Source organism: Rahnella inusitata (assembly GCF_018288855.1).
Classification (GTDB): domain Bacteria; phylum Pseudomonadota; class Gammaproteobacteria; order Enterobacterales; family Enterobacteriaceae; genus Rahnella; species Rahnella inusitata.
The window spans coordinates 935436-955231 of sequence record NZ_CP065024.1 but is presented as its reverse complement, the minus strand read 5'-3'; the positions used below and the strand labels follow the sequence as shown (position 1 = coordinate 955231).

The following is a 19796-nucleotide window of genomic DNA, read 5'->3' as shown; positions in this document are numbered from 1 at the left end:
AATTAATTTTTATCCCTTGCAGAAAGTGTTGCTTCGACGACACGCATCGCTTCGACGGTTTCTTTAACATCATGTACTCGCACGATCTGAGCGCCCTGCATGGCCGCAATAACAGCACAGGCAACGCTTCCGGTCACACGCTGTTCCGGCGAGACATGCAGCAATTGCCCCACCATAGATTTCCTCGACATGCCGACCAGAAGCGGCAGGCCGAAGTGGTGGAATTCTGCCAGTCTGCCGAGCAACGCATAGTTGTGGGTCAGATTTTTACCGAAACCAAAGCCCGGGTCGAGTATCAATTTACTTTTCGGAATGCCAGCATTCACACATCTTGCAATTTGCTCACCAAAATATTGCCCGACTTCCACCACCACATCGGCATATTGCGGAGAATGCTGCATCGTTTTCGGTTGCCCCTGCATGTGCATCAGACAAACGGGTAACCCGGTTTCTGCCGCTGCCTGCAATGCGCCCGGTTCTTGTAATGAACGGATATCGTTGATCAGATGCATTCCCGCACGGGCCGCTTCACTGATGACGATGGCCTTTGAGGTATCGACAGAAATCCAGGTATCGAAACGTCGTGCTATCGCCTCAACGACGGGTACTACACGCGCAAGCTCTTCGTCGTCACTCACCTCCGCGGCGCCGGGACGCGTGGACTCTCCGCCGATATCGAGAATAGTCGCCCCGGCATTGATCATCGCCTCAGCATGTCTAAGCGCGAGATCCAGAGTGTTATGCCGTCCGCCGTCGGAGAATGAATCTGGCGTAACGTTCAAAATCCCCATCACCTGAGGATAAGTGAGGTCGAGTATCGAGTCTCTGGCTGTGAGGCGCATAGGTCATGTCCCTTTTGGTCGGTCTGTGATCGCGATATCAAAATTCCGAGGCAAAGAATGCACGCATAAAAAACCCCGGGCAAGCCCGGGGTTGTGTGTAAACAGCGTTATTTTCCAACCAGCGCGTTATTTGCCGCTGAATTGTTCAAACATCGTGTTACCTGGATTAGGTGTACGAGGTTCATCAACCGGCGTTGGCGCTTTTGGCGTGCCACCGTCGTTAGAATTGCCGTTACCATTTTTACCGCCGACGTCATCCCAGCCTGCTGGCGGGCGAACTTCGGTACGGTTCATCAGGTCGTCAATTTGTGGCGCATCGATGGTTTCATATTTCATCAGGGCATCTTTCATTGAATGAAGGATATCCATATTTTCCATCAGCAACGTGCGTGCACGTGCATAGTTGCGCTCTACCAGAGACTTCACTTCCTGATCGATGATTCGCGCGGTTTCATCAGACATATGTTTAGCTTTTGCTACTGAGCGACCCAGGAAGACTTCACCTTCTTCCTCCGCATACAATAACGGACCTAATTTATCTGAGAAGCCCCACTGCGTAACCATGTTACGGGCAATGGACGTCGCCACTTTGATATCGTTTGATGCGCCGGTAGACACTTTCTCTACGCCGTAAATGATCTCTTCAGCAAGACGGCCACCGTAAAGCGTGGAAATCTGACTTTCGAGTTTCTGACGGCTGGCACTGATTGCATCGCCGACTGGCAGGAAGAACGTCACACCTAATGCACGGCCACGAGGAATAATCGTTACCTTATGCACTGGATCGTGTTCAGGAACCAGACGGCCGATGATGGCATGGCCTGCTTCGTGATAGGCAGTGGACTCTTTCTGCGCTTCTGTCATCACCATGGAGCGACGTTCTGCACCCATCATGATTTTATCTTTGGCTTTTTCGAACTCAACCATCGACACCACACGTTTGTTGCCACGTGCAGAGAACAGAGCGGCTTCGTTGACCAGGTTTGCCAGATCAGCACCTGAGAAGCCCGGTGTACCACGTGCAATGACAGATGCATCAACATCTGTTGCCAGAGGAACACGACGCATATGAACCTTAAGGATCTGCTCACGGCCGCGTACATCTGGCAAGCCGACAACAACCTGACGGTCGAAACGGCCCGGACGCAGCAGGGCCGGGTCAAGTACGTCTGGACGGTTGGTCGCAGCAATAACGATGATACCTTCGTTACCTTCAAAGCCATCCATCTCTACCAGCATCTGGTTCAGTGTTTGCTCACGTTCGTCGTGACCACCACCTAAACCAGCGCCACGCTGACGGCCTACGGCGTCAATTTCATCTATGAAGATGATACATGGCGCGGCTTTCTTCGCTTGTTCAAACATGTCGCGCACACGGGATGCACCCACACCGACGAACATTTCTACGAAGTCAGAACCGGAAATAGTAAAGAACGGCACCTTGGCTTCCCCTGCGATGGCTTTCGCCAGCAAGGTTTTACCGGTACCCGGAGGACCGACCATCAGTACGCCTTTAGGAATTTTACCGCCCAGTTTCTGGAAACGGCTCGGTTCGCGCAGGTAATCAACCAGCTCGCTCACCTCTTCCTTCGCTTCATCACAACCTGCAACGTCCGCAAACGTTGTTTTAATTTGATCTTCCGTCAACATGCGCGCTTTGCTCTTGCCAAAGGACATCGCCCCTTTGCCGCCGCCGCCCTGCATTTGTCGCATAAAGAAGATCCAGACCCCAATCAACAGCAACATTGGGAACCAGGAAATAAAGATAGAGGCCAGTAAGCTTGGTTGCTCTGGTGGCTCACCCACTACGGTTACGTTTTTGCTCAGCAGCGTATCCAGCAACTTAGGGTCTTCAACTGGAATGTAGGTCGTGTACTTGTTGCTGTCTTTTTTAACAACGTTAATCTCACGTCCATTGATACGCGCTTCGCGAATCTGGTCTTGGGTCAATTCGGACATGAAGGTAGAATAATCTACCCTACGGCCATTAGACTCGCTGGGCCCAAAGCTCTGAAATACAGACATCAATACTACTGCGATGACTAACCAGAGAATCAGGTTCTTCGCCATGTCACTCAAGGGATCAACCTCATATTACAACTGTGTTAACAAACAGCGTTAGGGAACTACACTTTCCGCCCTGTCGCTACGATGTACACTTCTCGCGAACGTGCTCGGGAAGCGTCTGGCTTACGAATCTTCACCTTCGTAAACAGGGAGCGAATTTCCCGCAGGTATTCATCAAAGCCATCTCCCTGGAACACCTTCACCAGGAAACTTCCGCCTGGTGCTAATACATCCCGACACATATCCAGTGCTAACTCAACTAAATACATCGATTTTGGAATATCGACTGCCGGTGTACCGCTCATATTCGGGGCCATATCGGACATGACCACCTGAACCTTGTTTTCTCCCACGCGATCAAGCAGCGCTTTGAGAACTAATTCATCACGAAAATCCCCCTGAAGGAAGTCGACTCCAACAATAGGATCCATAGGCAAAAGGTCAAGCGCAATGATGCGCCCTTTGCTACCAATCTGCGTTGCGGCAAACTGCGACCATCCGCCGGGCGCTGCACCTAAATCCACCACGGTCATCCCGGGTTTGAACAGTTTATCGCCTTGCTGTATTTCATCAAGCTTAAACCAGGCGCGAGAACGCAGCCCTTTTTTCTGTGCCTGAATGACATATTTATCGCTAAAGTGTTCCTGCAACCAGCGAGTGGAACTTGCAGAACGCTTTTTAATAGACATTATTTAGTAACCATATAGTTTTCCAACTACCCTGTGTTAGAGCTTTTGGAACAAGCTGTTAGCGTCATGACGTCTATGGCTAAGTCAGTATAAATCACCGCCCGAAGCAGTCCGGGTTGGTGATATACATGAGATGGCGGTAGAATGACCCGTTTTCAATCCCAACTTAAGCAAAAAAGACGATGAATCTTAACAATAAACAAAAACAGTACCTGAAAGGCCTGGCACATCCACTGAAACCGGTTGTCATGCTGGGTAACAACGGTCTGACAGAGGGCGTGCTCGCCGAAATCGAACAGGCGCTGGCGCATCACGAACTGATCAAGATTAAGGTCGCGGCAGAAGAACGCGAAACGAAGGCTTTGATCGTAGACGCTATCGTGCGTGAAACCAAGGCGAGTAATGTGCAAGTTATCGGCAATATGCTGGTACTTTATCGCCCTTCTACCGAAGACCGCAAAATTATCTTACCGCGTTAATTCGTCAGAGTTTAACGAAAAACGCTTTAGATTTTCGGAACGGTGCCACGAAATCACGTTCAGGAAAAGGCTATAACTGGCCTTTTTACGTTAGTTTTCAATTTAATGTGAAGCTATTCACTTCATGAATGGGTGATTTATAGGGCGAAACGTCACGTTTCGCCCTTTTTAATGCGGATTTTTAGAGGTACTCGACCTTCAGCACTTCAAACTCAACATCGCCGCCAGGTGTGTTGATCACCACCACATCATCCTGCTCTTTGCCGATCAATCCACGTGCAATCGGTGAGTTTACAGAAATCAGATTTTGCTTAAAATCAGCTTCGTCGTCACCAACGATGCGGTACGTCTGCTCTTCTTCAGTATCCAGATTCATCAGTTTGACAGTGGCGCCAAAAATGACACGGCCCGTGGCCGGCATTTTTGTCACGTCGATCACCTGGGCATTAGAAAGCTTGGCTTCGATCTCCTGAATACGTCCTTCGCAAAAACCCTGCTGCTCGCGGGCTGCGTGGTATTCAGCATTCTCTTTCAAATCGCCGTGCTCACGCGCAGTCGCAATATCGGCAATAATTTTGGGACGACGCACGCCCTTCAGATGATCCAGCTCTTCACGTAATCTTTCTGCGCCACGCAACGTCATCGGAATCGGTTTCATATATTCATTACCTCTAACTTGGTCCTTTCGGTAAACACCGTCCTGATTGAATCAGGTAAGAAATTAAGCCAGCTCTTTTGACCCACACGCTCTGGCGAAAAACAAAAAAAACCTCACCCGGAGTCGCCACCAGGCCAGGATTCATTTTGCATTATGATTCGTATTTTAACGTAGAGTTCACTGAGGATCATCGTTTACTTTCAGCCACGTTGCGCCTTGGTTCGTAGCATCGTAGTATGGCACCACATTATCCTGTTGTTACCCAGAGCCTTACTCAAAATAATGCGTTTTATACGAATTGTCAGTGGATTAGCATGCGCGTTTGTTCTCAATACAAATGCGGCCCAGATCGAGAATTACACAGAATATCTGCCGGACGGCACGAATCTGGCTGTGCTGGTACAGAAAATTGGCGCGCCTGCGCCCGCCATCGACTATCACGGTTCTCAGATGGCGCTGCCAGCCAGTACCATGAAGATTCTGACTGCGCTGGCGGCTTTACTTCAACTCGGCCCCGATTTCAGATTCACCACTACGCTGGAAACCCAGGGCTCTGTTTCGGACGGCGTCCTTAAAGGTGATCTGGTTGCTCGTTTTTCCGGCGATCCGACGTTAAAACGTCAGAATATTCGCAATATGGTCGCGGTATTGAAAAAACAGGGCATCAAAGAGATCAGCGGCAACGTGGTGGTGAATACATCCGTGTTCGCCAGCCATGACAAAGCCCCCGGCTGGCCATGGAATGATATCACTCAATGCTTCAGTGCTCCTCCGGCCGCTGCCATTGTCGATCGTAACTGTTTCTCTGTTTCCCTTTACAGTGCCCCTAAACCCGATGAGAACGCCTTTATCCGCGTGGCCTCCTATTATCCGGTTCATATGTTCAGTGAAGTGCGTACGCTGGCGAAAGGCTCTCCTGATGCGCAATATTGCGAACTGGATGTCGTACCGGGGGAATTCAATCGTTATACATTGACTGGCTGCCTGACCCAACGCAGCGAACCTCTGCCACTGGCCTTTGCCGTTCAGGACGGAGCCAGCTATGCCGGTGCGATTCTGAAAGATGAGCTTTTGCAGGCCGATATTCAGATTGATGGCACGTTGAAACGTCAGACTCAGCAGACTCCTGCAGGAACCGTTCTGGCACAAACGCAGTCAGCGCCGTTGCACGATTTGCTGCGGATCATGCTGAAGAAATCCGACAACATGATAGCCGACACCGTTTTCCGTACCATCGGCCATCAGCGTTTCGGTGTACCGGGAACATGGCGTGCAGGTTCTGATGCTGTGCGTCAGATTCTGCGTCAGAAGGCGGGTGTCGATTTAGGTAACTCAATTCAGGTGGATGGATCAGGTTTGTCGCGCCACGATTTGCTGTCACCAGCAACGATGATGCAGGTGCTGCAATATATCGCGCAGAACGATAAAGACTTAGATTTCATCTCAATGCTGCCTCTGGCAGGCCATGACGGCACGTTACAATACCGCGGTGGACTGCATGAAGCAGGTGTCGATGGCAAAGTGTCAGCGAAAACCGGTTCATTGTCTGGCGTCTATAATCTGGCAGGCTTTATTACGACGGCCAGCGGGCAACGCATGGCATTTGTCCAGTTCCTCTCAGGTTATGCAGTACCGCCTGAAGACCAGCGGACACGCCGCGCACCGCTTGTGCGTTTTGAAAGCCGGCTTTACAAGGACATCTACCAAAATAATTAACCACGGAGAAGTGCCAGACGATGAAGCTGCTGATAGTTGAAGATGATGAACTTATACGGCAGGGATTATCGCTGGCCTTAACCAGTGATAATTACGTTTGCGACTGCGCATCTACCGCTGCTCAAGCGCAAAGCCTCATTCAAACCAGCCAGTACAGTCTGGTCATCCTCGATTTGGGATTACCAGACAAAGATGGCGCGACGCTTCTGCGCCAATGGCGACGCCAGAGGATCTCCCTTCCCGTCCTGATCCTTACCGCCCGCGATGCACTTGAAGATCGTGTGGACGGTCTTGATGCCGGCGCTGATGATTACCTGATTAAACCTTTCGCCTTAGCCGAGTTACAAGCCCGCGTCCGCGCGCTCATCCGCCGGTATCAGGGGCAAAGTGATAATGAAATTTCTGTCGGAAATCTGCGAATCAATCTCTCTTCACAGCAAACCTATCTGGGTGACGCGCAGGTGGAGGTCACACCGAAAGAGTTCGCGATTTTAACCCGTCTGATGATGCGCGCCGGACAAACGGTTAACCGCGAATTACTTCAGCAAGATCTCTACACATGGCAGGATGATTTGGGATCCAATACGCTGGAAGTTCACGTCCATAACTTGCGTCGCAAGCTGGGTAAAGAGTTAATTCGTACGGTTCGTGGCATTGGTTACCGGCTGGAGATGATGCCGTGACCAGTATGCGCCGCCGTCTGTTGGTTATGCTGGCTTTGATCCTTTTCGTCACCCAGCTCACCAGCGTTTTCTGGCTTTGGCACGAAAGTCAGGAACAAATTAATTTACTGGTGAATGACACGCTTTCGGCCAAGGTGCGTAATGCGCACGTTGAGAAAGAAATTGCCGAAGCGATCGCCTCGCTGATTGCACCTTCTTTACTGATGATGGCCATTACATTGGCACTGTCCTTCTGGGCGATCAGCTGGATTATCCGTCCGCTCAACCAGTTGCAAAAACGTCTTGAAACGCGCTCGGCAGATAACCTTTCCCCTTTACCGCTGAACAGCGAAATTCGCGAAGTGGTAGCGGTGACCAACGCGCTCAATCAACTCTTTTCACGCCTGTCTAATACGATTCACCAGGAGCGATTATTCACCGCCGACGCTGCGCATGAACTGCGTACACCGCTTGCGGGGGTGCGTCTGCATCTTGAGATCATGCACAAAAACGGGGTGTCTGGCAGTGATACGCTGATAGGGCGCATCGATCAGCTGATGCATACCATTGAGCAACTGCTGATGCTGTCGCGCGCCGGGCAAAACTTTGCCAAAGGTGAATATCAGCAAGTGGACCTGGTTTCGAACGTCATCGAGCCTTTGCGGGAAGAATTTTGCGAAATGCTGGAAGAGCGCCAGCAGACGCTGGTTTTAAGGCTTCCGGAACGCGCCACGCTGCAGGGCGACGCCGTGTTGCTCCGTTTAATGGTCAGAAACTTAGTGGAAAACGCTTATCGCTACGGCCCGCCGGACAGTGAAATCACCCTTACGGTGCAGCCGCAGAATAACGGCTTCCTGATACAAATAGACGATGAAGGCCCGGGAATTGATGAGACGAAGGCCTGTGAACTGACGCAGGCATTTAAACGCATGGATCAGCGCTATGGCGGCAGCGGGCTGGGTTTAAACATTGTCATTCGCATTGCTCAGCTGCACTGCGGAACTCTGACGCTGCGTAACCGTTCTTCCGGCAACGGGTTAAGTGCACAATGCTGGCTGCCTGATGTGATTCTGGAAAATGCGCTGTCGCTTTCTGCCAGCACCACGAAAAACATGTATTAAAAAAGGCTGCCACTGGCAGCCTTTCAGATTATATCAACTCATACTCACGCCGGATTAACGTTCGTAGATGATTTCAACGCCTTCGTCGTCGTCTTCATCCCAGTCATCATCCCAATCGTCGTCAGCTTCAGCTTCCACTTCAGCCAGTTGTTCACGGTGATAATCATCCCACATGAATTCAACTTTTTCTGGCGCAGCTTCTTCGATTGCCATGTGTTTAGGATTTTCGTTGATGAACTTCATCACATCCCAGCACAAAGCATTCACGCCTTCGCGGTTTGCTGCGGAAATCAGGTAGTAATTACCTTCCCAACCCAGCGCCTCAGCGATGGCTTTCGCACGCGTTTCAGCTTCTTCTTTTTCGATCAAATCAACTTTGTTGAATACCAGCCAGCGAGGCTTTTCAGCCAGTTTGGCGTTGTATTGCTGCAACTCGTTGATGATGACTTTGGCATTTTCGATCGGATCAGATTCATCGATCGGCGCAATATCGATCAGATGCAACAATACGCGGCAACGTTCAAGGTGTTTCAGGAAACGAATCCCTAAACCAGCCCCTTCGGAAGCGCCTTCAATCAGACCAGGAATATCGGCGATGACGAAGCTCTGCTCGCTGTCCATGCGCACAACGCCGAGGCTTGGCACCAGGGTCGTAAACGGATAGTCAGCGACTTTTGGTTTCGCGGCGGAAACTGCACGGATGAAAGTAGATTTACCCGCATTTGGCAGACCCAGCATACCCACGTCGGCCAGCAGCATCAGCTCAAGGGCGATATCACGTTCTTCACCTTTGGTACCCATGGTTTTCTGGCGTGGGGAACGGTTAACCGAAGATTTAAAACGGGTGTTGCCCAGACCGTGGAATCCGCCTTTGGCAACCATATTGATCTGGCCATGTTTGGTCATATCAGCCAGCACTTCGCCGGTAGCCTGATCCAGGACACGGGTACCGACTGGCACTTTTATGGTGATATCTTTACCGCGTTTACCCGTACAGTCGCTGCTTTGACCGTTAGTACCGCGCTCAGCACGGTATGATTTCACAAAGCGGAAATCGATCAGGGTATTCAGGTTTTCATCAGCCAGCAGGAAAACGTCACCACCGTCACCACCGTCGCCGCCATCAGGGCCGCCACGTGGAATGTATTTCTCACGGCGGAAGCTTACACAACCGTTACCACCGTCACCTGCCACGACTAAAATTGTGGCTTCATCAACAAACTTCATTTGTACCGTCTCCGTAAATCATTCGCCGGGCAGCTAGAGTTTAGCTACCAGGTTTTGCTCTGTCCGACGAGGCCACCAACGATGGCCCGCTGCGGAAAACATTGCACCCGCCACCACCACAAATGCCCCAAGATAACCTACAAAATTGAGCACTGGTGCGGCAAAATAGCCTGGCCAGGCAAGTGCTAACAGATCTGAAAATAGCAGGGTAAACAATGGGGTCAGCGTCACTAATGCGCTAACCTGCGATGCCTGCCATCTCGCCATCGCTTCCGCTAAGGCGCCATATCCTACTAAGGTATTCGCGCCGCAAAACAACAAACAGGCAAACTGCCAGCCGCTGAGCTGTGAAAGCATCGCCGGACTGGCCAGCGGGAGCAATGCGATAGAACATAAAGTGTACAGCAAAAACAGGATTTGAGGCGAGGCGAGTTGGCGTAAGAGAACCTTTTGCGCCACACCGTAAATAACCCAAACCGTTGCTGCCCCGACGCCAAATAACACACCGAGTGTGTAATCGGTCAGACGGGTAAATATCTCAATCAGACTGGTATTGAAAAACAATATCAATCCGAAAATCAACATAGTGGCCCCAATGACCTGCGTGATCCGCATCCTCTCTTTCAGGATAATCACACTGGCCAGCATCATGCCGACTGGGGAAAGCTGACCGATAACCTGAGAAGCCGTTGGACTTAAAAATTGCAGTGAAGAACTAAAAAGAACGAAGTTCCCCATCAATCCGCAGGTGGCTATCAATACTAAAATCAGCCAGCGTGGCCGACTGAAAATCACTCTGGGTGGCAAACGGCGCTTTGCAGCAAGAATGCAGCCCAGCACAATTGCAGCCATTGAAAACCGGTACCAGACCACTGTAAAGGGATCCATTATCACTAATACCTGCTTCATGGCGATAGGCAAAGAGCCCCAACTCATGGCAGTGATCAGCGCTAACATAATCCCAACAGGTGCCTGCGATTTACTGTCCATATTCCGCCAGAATGGGCTAACCAGAATGTAAAAAGCCCCGCAACGAGTTGCGGGGCTTACATCTATTTACTAAGACGAGAAAAACTTATTCAGCGTCGATGCTGATGTACTTACGGTTTTTCGGGCCTTTAACTTCGAACTTGACTTTACCGTCAGCCAAAGCAAACAGAGTATGGTCCTTGCCGCAACCCACGTTGATACCAGCGTGGAATTTGGTGCCGCGCTGACGAACGATGATGCTGCCTGCCAGTACTGCTTCGCCGCCAAAGCGTTTTACGCCCAGACGTTTAGCTTCTGAATCGCGACCGTTGCGTGTGGAGCCGCCAGCCTTTTTGTGTGCCATTGTTCCGCTCTCCTAGTCTTAAGCGCTGATGCCGGTGATTTTAACGTCAGTGAACCACTGACGGTGGCCCTGCTGCTTACGATAGTGCTTACGACGACGAAACTTAACGATTTTGACTTTAACGCCACGACCGTGAGCAACGATTTCAGCTTTAACGATACCGCCAGCAACTAATGGCAGGCCGATATTGATTTCTTCACCGTTTGCAATCATCAGAACCTGATCAAACTCGATCGTTTCGCCAGTTGCGATGTCAAGCTTCTCAAGGCGGATAGTCTGCCCTTCGCTGACACGGTGTTGTTTACCACCACTTTGGAAAACCGCGTACATATAAAACTCCGCTTTCCGCGCACTCAACTTTGTATAGTTCAGAGGGCGCTATAAATATTCACAATAGGGCGCGAATTCTACGCAAAAAATCAGAGTAAGACAAGAGCACAATGACCACAAAAGAAGAAAAAAAGCGCAGTTCTTTCGTTATCATTTATCTACACTGTTTTTCAAGTACAATCCCCTTTACAGTTAGCGCCATGTGCCAATGTGAGCCAGATCTCATTGCGGTGAAGAGAACAACAGCCGAAAAAACACAATGAACCTAGAACAGATTATCGATCTTACTCAGGACGACATGGCTGCGGTCAACGCATCCATCCTTGAACAGTTGAACTCCGAAGTTTCACTCATCAATCAACTGGGATATTACATCATCAGCGGTGGCGGTAAACGCATCCGTCCAATGATTGCAGTGCTGGCGGCCAGAGCGCTCTCTTATGAAGGCGACAAGCACATCAAAGTCGCTGCACTGATTGAGTTTATCCATACCGCCACGTTATTGCACGATGACGTTGTCGATGAATCGGATATGCGCCGGGGTAAAGCCACTGCCAACGCCGCTTTTGGTAATGCCGCAAGCGTCCTGGTCGGGGATTTCATCTATACCCGTGCATTCCAGATGATGACCGATCTGGAGTCGCTGCCGGTTCTGGCCCTGATGGCTAAAGCGGTCAATGTGATTGCAGAGGGCGAAGTACAGCAGCTGATTAACTGTAACGACCCTGACATCACTGAAGACAGCTACATGCAGGTTATCTATAGCAAAACAGCGCGTCTGTTCGAAGCTGCCTCTCAGTCTTCTGCCATGCTGGCTGGCGGAACTCAGGAACAGATCCTTGCTTTGCAAGATTACGGCCGTTACCTGGGCACTGCATTCCAGCTGATTGACGATTTGCTTGATTATGATGCTGACGGCGAAACGTTGGGCAAAAATACCGGCGATGACCTTGATGAAGGTAAACCGACATTGCCGCTTTTGCATGCGATGCAGCATGGTGATAAAGAACAGTCGGCCATGATCCGTAATGCTATCGAAGAAGGTAATGGGCGCCATTTACTGGAACCAGTATTGGCAGCCATGCACCAATGGGGCTCCCTGGAATACACCCGTCAGCGGGCCGAAGAAGAAGCTGACAAGGCCATTAAGGCACTTCAGGTGTTGCCAGACTCTGTCTATCGCTCGGCACTTGAAGGCCTGGCGCATCTTTCAGTCAAACGCGACTTCTGATGTTTATCTGTCGTACCTGGCACTTATCAGGCAGGTACGACAGTTTTCAACGCTAGTTTTCGTCAGGCTTGCGCAACCTGTTTAACACTTCCGAAACGCCTTCTCTCACAATAAACGCGATCATCGTTTCACGTTCTGGTTCTCTCAATTGCTTATAGCTTTCAATCCAGATTGCCAGAGGGTCCTGATGCGAGGTATAGACATACTCCGCAGAATGCTCGTTCATCGCCAGACTGGCGATCGTATTAACGGGCAGGCTGTCGATGTGATATTCCACCGCACGCCCTTGTACACCGCGTCTTCTCCTTTTAATCCAGCATAACCTGCGTGCCATTCCATGCACGCCTTGTGTTGAAGTTGGGAGCCCTTCTTTACCGGTTAATTCCTTTGCTGCGAACCACTCTTTTTTCATAACGATCCTTTTCTTTCTTACATAAACCACTAAGAAAGTTTCTGTTATAAATCCATGAGAATAATGCCGATACTTTCCTGAAACCTCCGGTGTTTATTTTAGAGATGAATTTAACTCCGGCCATTAAGGAAAACGTCTATTTAACGGAAAGAAGATATTCAATTTTTCGAAATGAGTCTACTGATGACTCACAAAGTTTCCATGAATTTTCTTTATCAACAACTGAATGAATGGCGTAATACCCACTTTTTAGAAACAAACGGACTCAAGTCGAAAGCAAAAAAGATAAAAACAAAATAAAACCTTAAAAAACAACAATTAAAAATATAAACACTTAAAATAAAACAGATTTTATTTATCAAAACATAGCGAATTATTTATTAATAAACCTCATCCATTATGGCAATGGATGATAAAGATCAAAAAACGCACAATAGAATAACTTATCCATTTTACGTGATTTCAAACTTGCACGTAATACATTAGAAAAACTGACGCTAATCACAAAAAGCAACACGAATTTACTTGTTTGTTTTAATCAGAATAAGAAGGTATTTTCTCAATGAAAGCGATGCGGGTTTTTCGGAAACATTGATTTGAATGAGTACATCTGAAAAAAACAACCGCAGAATATATATTTAAATAAAATACATTCGAAAACTATATTTGAACAAATAAGGAAGCCATCATGAACACAAGGAACGAAGACTGGCATCAGGCTGATATCATTGCTGCGCTAAGAAAGAAAGGAACCACGCTGGCGGCGGTATCACGCTCGGCAGGCTTAAGTTCTTCAACCTTATCAAACGCGTTATCACGGCCGTGGCCAAAAGGGGAACTCCTCATTGCAAGCGCGCTTGGGCTTCATCCTTCAATTATCTGGCCAAGCCGCTATTTTGACGCGAAGACCTTTAAGATCATCGAACGTCGTTGCCGTACACCTAATGCTTCTCGTGAATAAATCACGGCGGGTATAATTTATCACCGCCGGGTTACACCGGCGGTGATAAAGGTGCAGCATCAGTTATTAATAAACTGTTCACCGAGCTCAATGTCTTTTCGCAGGATATCCAGCATGGATTCAAGCGATTGCTGCTCAAACGCGCTTAGTTTGCCGACATCCAGCAGTTCAGCAATCCCATTCTTGCCCAGCAAAACAGGCTGCGCGAAGAAACGTGTATGCTCGCCCTTCCCTTCCACATACGCACATTCCACTACGTTACTTTCGCCCTGCATAGCGCGCAGTAATGAAAGGCCGAAGCGTGCAGCTGCCTGCCCCATCGACAGCGTTGCAGACCCGCCACCGGCTTTTGCCTCGACAACTTCGGTGCCTGCATTCTGAATACGCTTAGTGAGAGAGGTGATTTCTTCGTCGCTGAACGTCACACCAGGAACCTGAGAAAGCAGTGGGAGGATGGTCACACCGGAGTGTCCACCGATCACCGGTACTTCAATCTCATCTGGCTGCTTGCCTTTCAGTTCCGCAACGAAAGTGTTGGAACGGATAGCATCGAGTGTCGTAATTCCAAAGAGTTTGTTTTTATCGTACACACCGGCATTTTTCAGCACTTCTGCCGCAATGGCGACTGTGGTGTTAACCGGATTAGTAATAATCCCGATACAGGCTTTCGGGCAGGTTTTCGCGACCTGTTGGATAAGATTACGAACGATACCGGCATTAACATTGAACAGATCGGAACGATCCATACCTGGTTTTCGCGCCACACCTGCTGAAATCAGGACAATATCCGCACCTTCCAGCGCTGGCGTGGCATCTTCGCCACAGAAGCCTTTGATTTTAACCGCGGTTGGGATGTGACTGAGATCGACAGCAACGCCCGGCGTCACCGGTGCGATATCATATAATGAGAGTTCGGAACCGGAAGGTAGCTGGGTCTTAAGCAGAAGTGCGAGGGCCTGACCGATACCACCCGCAGCACCGAGAACTGCAACTTTCATCCTATACTCCTTTTTTATCATTAACTTATAAGTGTCGTGGAATTATTTTGGTTGTGACCTTAATCACTTACGCTGTTAAAAACAATCGCTCACCTGCAGAGAATCTGAGATGGGTCGTTTAGAAAGTAAAAAAATACTTTTAAACGGCCTTTATCCGGTCTTTTATGACTTTTTATCGGAAAGCTTCCCTTAAAAGTAGCACCCCAAAACCTGTCAGGTTAATAAATGGTTAAATTTGGTTCATTGTGTGAGCTGAATCGAAGTCATCACTTCCACTCATCGGGTCGTAAAATCCACCTGCAATGCAAAATTTTGGCATATTCATGAAAAAACCTCTGATGCGACATCCGTCACATTCCTTGCGCAGTGGTGAATCAGCGATTTACCTCCGGAAGGTGTGTTGCATAAAAATGCAATTATCTGCATAATCAGCTTCACGATGTTCAAGAGACCAGGGTGCAAAATGCGTAATCCTGCCAAACAGGAAGATTTAATCAAAGCCTTCAAAGCACTGCTGAAGGAAGAGAAATTCAGCTCTCAAGGCGAAATTGTCGTCGCACTCCAGGAAGAGGGGTTCGAAAACATCAATCAGTCCAAAGTCTCACGGATGCTGACCAAATTCGGTGCGGTACGTACACGTAACGCTAAAATGGAAATGGTGTACTGCCTGCCAGCAGAGATAGGTGTGCCCACCACCACCAGCCCGCTGAAGAATCTGGTGCTGGATATCGACTACAATGAAGCCGTCGTGGTTATCCGCACCAGTCCCGGTGCTGCACAGCTGATCGCGCGTTTGCTTGATTCACTGGGTAAATCTGAAGGCATCCTCGGTACTATCGCGGGTGATGACACGATTTTCACCACTCCGGCGCGTGGTTTTAGCGTGAAGCAGCTGCACGACGCCATTTTGAGTTTGTTCGAACAGGAGCTATAAGCCGCTGTTATCGTACATGGCCACGCGCTCCCATTCTGTGCAGGGGGTCAGAAGAACAGAATTTCTGACCTCAGGCCAGTCGCTTTGCCCATCTTTTATATTGATCAACTCTCACCTGCTCCGCAGAAACCTCCCTTTCCTGAGAAATCACGGCATCCCTCATCCACCTGATTCTGTTAACTCCCGTCACAACACGCCCATTTCCGTCACATAAATATTTCAATGATGTGATTGACTACAAAAATAAGCACAGATAGTCAAATTCACTCAATTTATTGATTTTACAAATAATTATCACCAAAAGAACGTTTTATAGACGTTTTTTATTACTTTCCGTTATTAAAAACACCAATAGACCACACATAACCACCCAAATAACTATTAGCAAACTATTAATATTTGTAGTGACTAGATGTATACTCATTTCCGTGGTGTGAGACACCAGTTGTTGGAACACATAATAAATTCGACGAGGTCAAATCATGAACGTTAAAACTACAATCGCAACATTAAGCATTCTCTCTGCTCTGTCATTTGGTGCTTTCGCAGCACAACCTGTTACTCAGGATCAGGCTGTTAATCTGCAGGCAAAAGGGATGATCAGCGTCAGCGGCGTAGCCGGTGCACCTTCTGATATCCGTCAGGCACTGTCTGACAAAGCCGATGCAAAAGGCGCTAAAGCTTTCCGCGTTATTGAAGTGCGTCAGGAAGGTAACTATCACGCAACCGCAGAAATCTACCAATAAGTCACCCGGTAGACCCAGCGAAGGGGCCTGAATGAATCAGGCCCGTGCACAAGACGGATTTATCACTGCCAGCTTTACGTTCCCGAACGCTCACCGCGCCCCGAACCCCTGTAAAACAGCCCTGATAAATCTAAATTTGAACCGACGTTGCTCTCTCAGATTGCATCAACGTCAGTAAAATCAGGAAATTATCATGAAAATCATTACTACTATCGCCGCGCTTAGTCTGTTATCCGCTGTTTCTTTCGGTGCGTCCGCCGCACAACTGGTGACTAACCAGCAAGCTGAAAACCTGCAATCTATGGGTGTGATCAGCGTCAGCGGTGTAGACGGTGCGCCAACCGATATCCGCCAGCAGCTGTCTGATAAAGCTGATGCTAAAGGCGCAAAATCTTATCGTGTGATTGAAGCCCATAACGAAGGTGCTTATCACGCGACAGCAGAAATCTACCAGTAAGATTTCTGATTATTACCCTGAAACAAAAGCCACTGTTTGAATTTTTTTGAATTAGCGTACCGGGTTCAACAGCCACAGATCGTCTAAACGACGCTGTTGAGGCTGGAAGAGAGCTGACACTGCCACTGCCGCGCTCTTTTGCTAACGATACCCTCGTCGTCCTGTCCGACGACACCCTTTGGCTCCCATACCATTTTGGGAGCTTTTTTTTGCCTGCTGATCGGCCATTCACCCGAAAAATGACAAAAAAAAGCACAGCCAATGCTGTGCTCTGATTTCGATGAATCGACGCTTATTGCTGTGCTGCGGCGCTGGCTTTCGCCGCCAGTGCTGCCAGCAGTTTTCCATGGATACCACCAAACCCACCGTTGCTCATCACCAGGATATGATCGCCAGGCAGCGACGCCTTGATAACCATATCCACCAGGGAATCCACATCGGCACTCCAGTGCGCTGGCTGAATGCAATGTTCGGCGACTTCGGCGACCTGCCAGGGAATATGCTGCGGTTGCAGAAGGAAGACTTCATCAGCACGTCCCAATGACGGTGCCAGTTCATTTTTACTCATGCCCATTTTCATGGTATTCGAGCGCGGTTCGAGAACAGCCAGAATACGCGCCGTTCCGCCCACTTTGCTGCGCAGTGCGGAGAGCGTCGCCAGAATCGCAGTTGGGTGGTGGGCGAAATCGTCATACACGCTGACACCGTTTTCCACGCCACGCAGTTCAAGACGACGACGGGCGTTGATGAAATCACCCAGCGCTTTACAGGCATCTTCCGGCTTCACACCAACATGACGCGCTGCGGCAATCGCCATCAGCCCGTTATGCATGTTGTGTTCACCGACCAGATTCCAGTTCACTTCTCCAACAATTTCGCCTTTCAGGTACACATTGAAAGAGCTGGCGTCTGGCGTCAGCTTTTTCGCATCCCATGTGCAGGCGTCTGTTTCGCCGACAAATTCCTGCTCGCTCCAGCACCCCATCGCCATCACCTGTTTGAGTGGAGTATCGTGCTCAGGCAGGATGATTTTGCCCTTGCCAGGCACCAAACGCACCAGATGGTGGAACTGTTTCTGGATGGCTTTCAGATCGTCAAAAATATCGGCGTGATCGAACTCGAGGTTGTTGAGTACCAGAGTACGCGGGCTGTAATGCACAAATTTAGAGCGCTTATCAAAGAAGGCGCAGTCGTACTCATCCGCTTCAATCACCATAAACGGACTGTTGCCCAGACGCGCAGAAACCTCGAAATTGCCCGGTACACCACCGATAACATAGCCCGGCTCATAGCCACAGGCTTCGAGGATCCACGTCACCATACCGGCGGTGGTCGTTTTGCCATGCGTACCGGCAACGGCAATCACCCAGCGTTCTGGCAGAACGTGATCGTGCAGCCATTGCGGGCCGGACACGTAAGGGATGCCCTGCTCCAGTACGGCTTCGACACACGGGTTACCGCGTGTCATCGCGTTACCAATGATCACCAGATCGGGCTGAGGGTCTAACTGTGCGGGATCGTAACCCTTAATCAGCTCAATCCCCTGATTTTCCAGCAGCGTACTCATCGGTGGATAAACGTTGTCGTCCGAACCAGTAACCTGATGCCCCTGAGCACGAGCCAGCATCGCCAGCCCGCCCATAAACGTGCCGCAAATCCCAAGAATATGAATGCGCATATATTTTCCATTAATGCCTTTAAGTCAGCCGCTATTCTACCGCTCAGAATCCTCCAGAAGAAATGGATTTGCCTATGATTCATCCATATATTTGGGCTAAACTGCCCACGCTCTTGTAAAGGTTTTATTAACGAACCGTTATCCATCCTAGATTCAGGGAACGTGTTATGAAAACGTTAGGCGAATTTATTGTTGAAAAACAGCAAGACTTTCCTCATGCAACCGGTGAGCTCACCGCCTTGCTCTCAGCAATAAAACTCGGCGCTAAAATCATTCACCGTGACATCAACAAAGCGGGTTTGGTTGATATTCTTGGTACCAGCGGCGCAGAAAATGTTCAGGGCGAAGTACAGATGAAACTTGATCTGTATGCGAATGAGAAGTTAAAAGCAGCGATGAAAGCACGCGGCGAAATTGCCGGCATCGCGTCTGAAGAAGAAGATGAAATCGTCATTTTCGAGGGCGAACGCGCTGAAAATGCAAAATACGTCATCTTGATGGATCCGCTCGATGGCTCCTCAAATATCGACGTTAACGTCTCCGTCGGTACTATCTTCTCCATCTACCGTCGTACCACACCTCTCGGCCAGTCCGTGACCGAAGCCGATTTCCTGCAACCGGGCAATCGTCAGGTCGCCGCCGGCTATGTGGTTTACGGCTCTTCCACCATGCTGGTTTACACCACTGGCGTTGGCGTTCATGCCTTTACTTATGATCCTTCTCTCGGTGTTTTCTGCCTCTCCCATGAAAAAGTCCGCTACCCGGCTACCGGCAGCATGTACTCGATCAATGAAGGCAACTACATCAAATTCCCGCTCGGCGTAAAAAAATACATCAAATATTGTCAGGAGCAGGACGAAGCTACGCTGCGCCCTTACACCTCACGTTACATCGGTTCTCTGGTCGCAGATTTCCACCGTAACCTGCTGAAAGGCGGCATTTATATTTATCCGAGCACGGCAACCCATCCGAACGGCAAACTTCGTTTGTTGTACGAGTGCAATCCGATGGCGTTCCTGGCCGAACAGGCCGGTGGCAAAGCCAGCGACGGTAAAAACCGCATTCTGGATATCATTCCGCAGAAACTGCATGAACGCGCACCGTTCTTCGTCGGTAACAGCTCAATGGTGGAAGATGCAGAACGCTTTATCGCACAATTCCCTGATGAATAATCCCTGCCCTACAAAAAACATCATTGAATGAACGTGATACCTCTGTAACTTAGCGTTGACCCAACGTAAAAAGGTGGCTTTTT

Annotated in this window: 21 protein-coding genes; 10 read left to right on the top strand and 11 right to left on the bottom strand. The window is 49.3% G+C overall.

Annotation, left to right across the window (positions count from 1 at the left end):
• Positions 1-2 precede the first annotated feature (2 nt).
• The 3 genes from folP to rlmE all read right to left on the bottom strand — a co-directional run bounded on the left by folP (position 3) and on the right by rlmE (position 3598).
• A complete protein-coding gene (gene folP, locus I2123_RS04470; protein WP_112164585.1) occupies positions 3-842 on the bottom strand; it encodes a dihydropteroate synthase in 840 nt (279 codons plus the stop codon).
• 126 nt (positions 843-968) lie between these two features.
• Positions 969-2912 carry an ATP-dependent zinc metalloprotease FtsH gene (ftsH, locus tag I2123_RS04465; RefSeq protein WP_112164584.1) on the bottom strand — a complete coding sequence of 648 codons (1944 nt, stop codon included), beginning with the start codon at positions 2910-2912 and terminating at the stop codon, positions 969-971.
• A 56-nt stretch (positions 2913-2968) separates the two neighbouring features.
• Positions 2969-3598 (bottom strand): 23S rRNA (uridine(2552)-2'-O)-methyltransferase RlmE, encoded by a 630-nt coding sequence (rlmE, locus tag I2123_RS04460; RefSeq protein ID WP_112164583.1) that lies wholly within the window; start codon positions 3596-3598, stop codon positions 2969-2971.
• Between the two features lie 182 nt (positions 3599-3780).
• Between rlmE and yhbY the strand changes: the two genes are divergently transcribed.
• The gene (gene yhbY, locus I2123_RS04455; RefSeq protein ID WP_112164582.1) at positions 3781-4077 is read left to right on the top strand and encodes a ribosome assembly RNA-binding protein YhbY; all 297 of its coding nucleotides are present in this window, start codon (positions 3781-3783) and stop codon (positions 4075-4077) included.
• Positions 4078-4258: 181 nt separating this feature from the next.
• Here the strand turns inward: yhbY and greA are convergent, their stop codons facing one another.
• A complete protein-coding gene (greA, locus tag I2123_RS04450; protein ID WP_112164581.1) occupies positions 4259-4735 on the bottom strand; it encodes a transcription elongation factor GreA in 477 nt (158 codons plus the stop codon).
• A 282-nt stretch (positions 4736-5017) separates the two neighbouring features.
• Here greA and dacB point away from each other — a divergent pair, with 282 nt between their 5' ends.
• Genes dacB through pmrB form a run of 3 tightly spaced genes read left to right on the top strand, consistent with a single transcriptional unit; the run spans position 5018 to position 8234 of the window.
• Positions 5018-6451 carry a serine-type D-Ala-D-Ala carboxypeptidase gene (gene dacB / locus I2123_RS04445; protein WP_213051863.1) on the top strand — a complete coding sequence of 478 codons (1434 nt, stop codon included), beginning with the start codon at positions 5018-5020 and terminating at the stop codon, positions 6449-6451.
• 20 nt (positions 6452-6471) lie between these two features.
• Positions 6472-7134 (top strand): two-component system response regulator PmrA, encoded by a 663-nt coding sequence (gene pmrA / locus I2123_RS04440; RefSeq protein ID WP_112164579.1) that lies wholly within the window; start codon positions 6472-6474, stop codon positions 7132-7134.
• Positions 7131-8234 carry a two-component system sensor histidine kinase PmrB gene (gene pmrB / locus I2123_RS04435; protein WP_213051862.1) on the top strand — a complete coding sequence of 368 codons (1104 nt, stop codon included), beginning with the start codon at positions 7131-7133 and terminating at the stop codon, positions 8232-8234. Before pmrA ends, pmrB begins: the two co-directional genes overlap by 4 nt.
• 54 nt (positions 8235-8288) lie before the next feature.
• On the opposite strand, the gene cgtA is transcribed toward pmrB, so the two are convergent.
• From cgtA to rplU, 4 genes are all read right to left on the bottom strand, one after another.
• The gene (gene cgtA, locus I2123_RS04430; protein WP_112164577.1) at positions 8289-9461 is read right to left on the bottom strand and encodes an Obg family GTPase CgtA; all 1173 of its coding nucleotides are present in this window, start codon (positions 9459-9461) and stop codon (positions 8289-8291) included.
• Between the two features lie 33 nt (positions 9462-9494).
• Positions 9495-10451 (bottom strand): DMT family transporter, encoded by a 957-nt coding sequence (locus tag I2123_RS04425; protein WP_112164576.1) that lies wholly within the window; start codon positions 10449-10451, stop codon positions 9495-9497.
• An 85-nt stretch (positions 10452-10536) separates the two neighbouring features.
• On the bottom strand, positions 10537-10794 hold the full coding sequence (rpmA, locus tag I2123_RS04420) for a 50S ribosomal protein L27 (protein ID WP_112164575.1): 258 nt from the start codon (positions 10792-10794) through the stop codon (positions 10537-10539).
• A gap of 18 nt (positions 10795-10812) precedes the next feature.
• Positions 10813-11124, bottom strand: a complete 312-nt coding sequence (rplU, locus tag I2123_RS04415) for a 50S ribosomal protein L21 (RefSeq protein WP_056782448.1) — start codon at positions 11122-11124, stop codon at positions 10813-10815.
• A 259-nt stretch (positions 11125-11383) separates the two neighbouring features.
• Between rplU and ispB the strand changes: the two genes are divergently transcribed.
• Entirely contained in the window at positions 11384-12355 is a 972-nt protein-coding gene (ispB, locus tag I2123_RS04410; RefSeq protein WP_112164574.1) for an octaprenyl diphosphate synthase, read from the top strand.
• A gap of 52 nt (positions 12356-12407) precedes the next feature.
• On the opposite strand, the gene I2123_RS04405 is transcribed toward ispB, so the two are convergent.
• Positions 12408-12767, bottom strand: a complete 360-nt coding sequence (locus I2123_RS04405) for a DNA-binding protein (protein ID WP_112164573.1) — start codon at positions 12765-12767, stop codon at positions 12408-12410.
• Between the two features lie 688 nt (positions 12768-13455).
• Here I2123_RS04405 and I2123_RS04400 point away from each other — a divergent pair.
• Complete coding sequence (locus tag I2123_RS04400; protein WP_112164572.1) at positions 13456-13728, top strand: helix-turn-helix domain-containing protein; 273 nt, start codon at positions 13456-13458, stop codon at positions 13726-13728.
• Positions 13729-13787: 59 nt separating this feature from the next.
• On the opposite strand, the gene mdh is transcribed toward I2123_RS04400, so the two are convergent.
• On the bottom strand, positions 13788-14726 hold the full coding sequence (mdh, locus tag I2123_RS04395) for a malate dehydrogenase (protein WP_213051861.1): 939 nt from the start codon (positions 14724-14726) through the stop codon (positions 13788-13790).
• Positions 14727-15189: 463 nt separating this feature from the next.
• Between mdh and argR the strand changes: the two genes are divergently transcribed.
• From argR to yhcN (I2123_RS04380), 3 genes are all read left to right on the top strand, one after another.
• On the top strand, positions 15190-15660 hold the full coding sequence (gene argR, locus I2123_RS04390) for a transcriptional regulator ArgR (protein ID WP_112164570.1): 471 nt from the start codon (positions 15190-15192) through the stop codon (positions 15658-15660).
• 482 nt (positions 15661-16142) lie between these two features.
• Positions 16143-16406, top strand: coding sequence for a peroxide/acid stress response protein YhcN (yhcN, locus tag I2123_RS04385; protein WP_213051860.1), 264 nt, complete (start codon positions 16143-16145; stop codon positions 16404-16406).
• Between the two features lie 193 nt (positions 16407-16599).
• Positions 16600-16863 (top strand): peroxide/acid stress response protein YhcN, encoded by a 264-nt coding sequence (gene yhcN / locus I2123_RS04380; RefSeq protein WP_112164568.1) that lies wholly within the window; start codon positions 16600-16602, stop codon positions 16861-16863.
• Between the two features lie 292 nt (positions 16864-17155).
• Here yhcN (I2123_RS04380) and mpl read toward each other — a convergent pair whose 3' ends face one another.
• Positions 17156-18541, bottom strand: coding sequence for a UDP-N-acetylmuramate:L-alanyl-gamma-D-glutamyl-meso-diaminopimelate ligase (gene mpl / locus I2123_RS04375; RefSeq protein ID WP_112164567.1), 1386 nt, complete (start codon positions 18539-18541; stop codon positions 17156-17158).
• A gap of 167 nt (positions 18542-18708) precedes the next feature.
• Here mpl and fbp point away from each other — a divergent pair, with 167 nt between their 5' ends.
• The gene (gene fbp, locus I2123_RS04370) at positions 18709-19713 is read left to right on the top strand and encodes a class 1 fructose-bisphosphatase (RefSeq protein ID WP_112164566.1); all 1005 of its coding nucleotides are present in this window, start codon (positions 18709-18711) and stop codon (positions 19711-19713) included.
• Positions 19714-19796: the final 83 nt, after the last annotated feature.

What these genes read in the sequence shown, in the direction of transcription:
- folP (WP_112164585.1), bottom strand. Translation starts at nt 842, where the DNA reads ATGCGCCTCACAGCCAGAGACTCGATACTCGACCTCACTTATCCTCAG.
- ftsH (WP_112164584.1), bottom strand. Translation starts at nt 2,912, where the DNA reads ATGGCGAAGAACCTGATTCTCTGGTTAGTCATCGCAGTAGTATTGATG.
- rlmE (WP_112164583.1), bottom strand. Translation starts at nt 3,598, where the DNA reads ATGTCTATTAAAAAGCGTTCTGCAAGTTCCACTCGCTGGTTGCAGGAA.
- yhbY (WP_112164582.1), top strand. Translation starts at nt 3,781, where the DNA reads ATGAATCTTAACAATAAACAAAAACAGTACCTGAAAGGCCTGGCACAT.
- greA (WP_112164581.1), bottom strand. Translation starts at nt 4,735, where the DNA reads ATGAAACCGATTCCGATGACGTTGCGTGGCGCAGAAAGATTACGTGAA.
- dacB (WP_213051863.1), top strand. Translation starts at nt 5,018, where the DNA reads ATGCGTTTTATACGAATTGTCAGTGGATTAGCATGCGCGTTTGTTCTC.
- pmrA (WP_112164579.1), top strand. Translation starts at nt 6,472, where the DNA reads ATGAAGCTGCTGATAGTTGAAGATGATGAACTTATACGGCAGGGATTA.
- cgtA (WP_112164577.1), bottom strand. Translation starts at nt 9,461, where the DNA reads ATGAAGTTTGTTGATGAAGCCACAATTTTAGTCGTGGCAGGTGACGGT.
- I2123_RS04425 (WP_112164576.1), bottom strand. Translation starts at nt 10,451, where the DNA reads ATGGACAGTAAATCGCAGGCACCTGTTGGGATTATGTTAGCGCTGATC.
- rpmA (WP_112164575.1), bottom strand. Translation starts at nt 10,794, where the DNA reads ATGGCACACAAAAAGGCTGGCGGCTCCACACGCAACGGTCGCGATTCA.
- rplU (WP_056782448.1), bottom strand. Translation starts at nt 11,124, where the DNA reads ATGTACGCGGTTTTCCAAAGTGGTGGTAAACAACACCGTGTCAGCGAA.
- ispB (WP_112164574.1), top strand. Translation starts at nt 11,384, where the DNA reads ATGAACCTAGAACAGATTATCGATCTTACTCAGGACGACATGGCTGCG.
- I2123_RS04405 (WP_112164573.1), bottom strand. Translation starts at nt 12,767, where the DNA reads ATGAAAAAAGAGTGGTTCGCAGCAAAGGAATTAACCGGTAAAGAAGGG.
- I2123_RS04400 (WP_112164572.1), top strand. Translation starts at nt 13,456, where the DNA reads ATGAACACAAGGAACGAAGACTGGCATCAGGCTGATATCATTGCTGCG.
- mdh (WP_213051861.1), bottom strand. Translation starts at nt 14,726, where the DNA reads ATGAAAGTTGCAGTTCTCGGTGCTGCGGGTGGTATCGGTCAGGCCCTC.
- argR (WP_112164570.1), top strand. Translation starts at nt 15,190, where the DNA reads ATGCGTAATCCTGCCAAACAGGAAGATTTAATCAAAGCCTTCAAAGCA.
- yhcN (WP_213051860.1), top strand. Translation starts at nt 16,143, where the DNA reads ATGAACGTTAAAACTACAATCGCAACATTAAGCATTCTCTCTGCTCTG.
- yhcN (WP_112164568.1), top strand. Translation starts at nt 16,600, where the DNA reads ATGAAAATCATTACTACTATCGCCGCGCTTAGTCTGTTATCCGCTGTT.
- mpl (WP_112164567.1), bottom strand. Translation starts at nt 18,541, where the DNA reads ATGCGCATTCATATTCTTGGGATTTGCGGCACGTTTATGGGCGGGCTG.
- fbp (WP_112164566.1), top strand. Translation starts at nt 18,709, where the DNA reads ATGAAAACGTTAGGCGAATTTATTGTTGAAAAACAGCAAGACTTTCCT.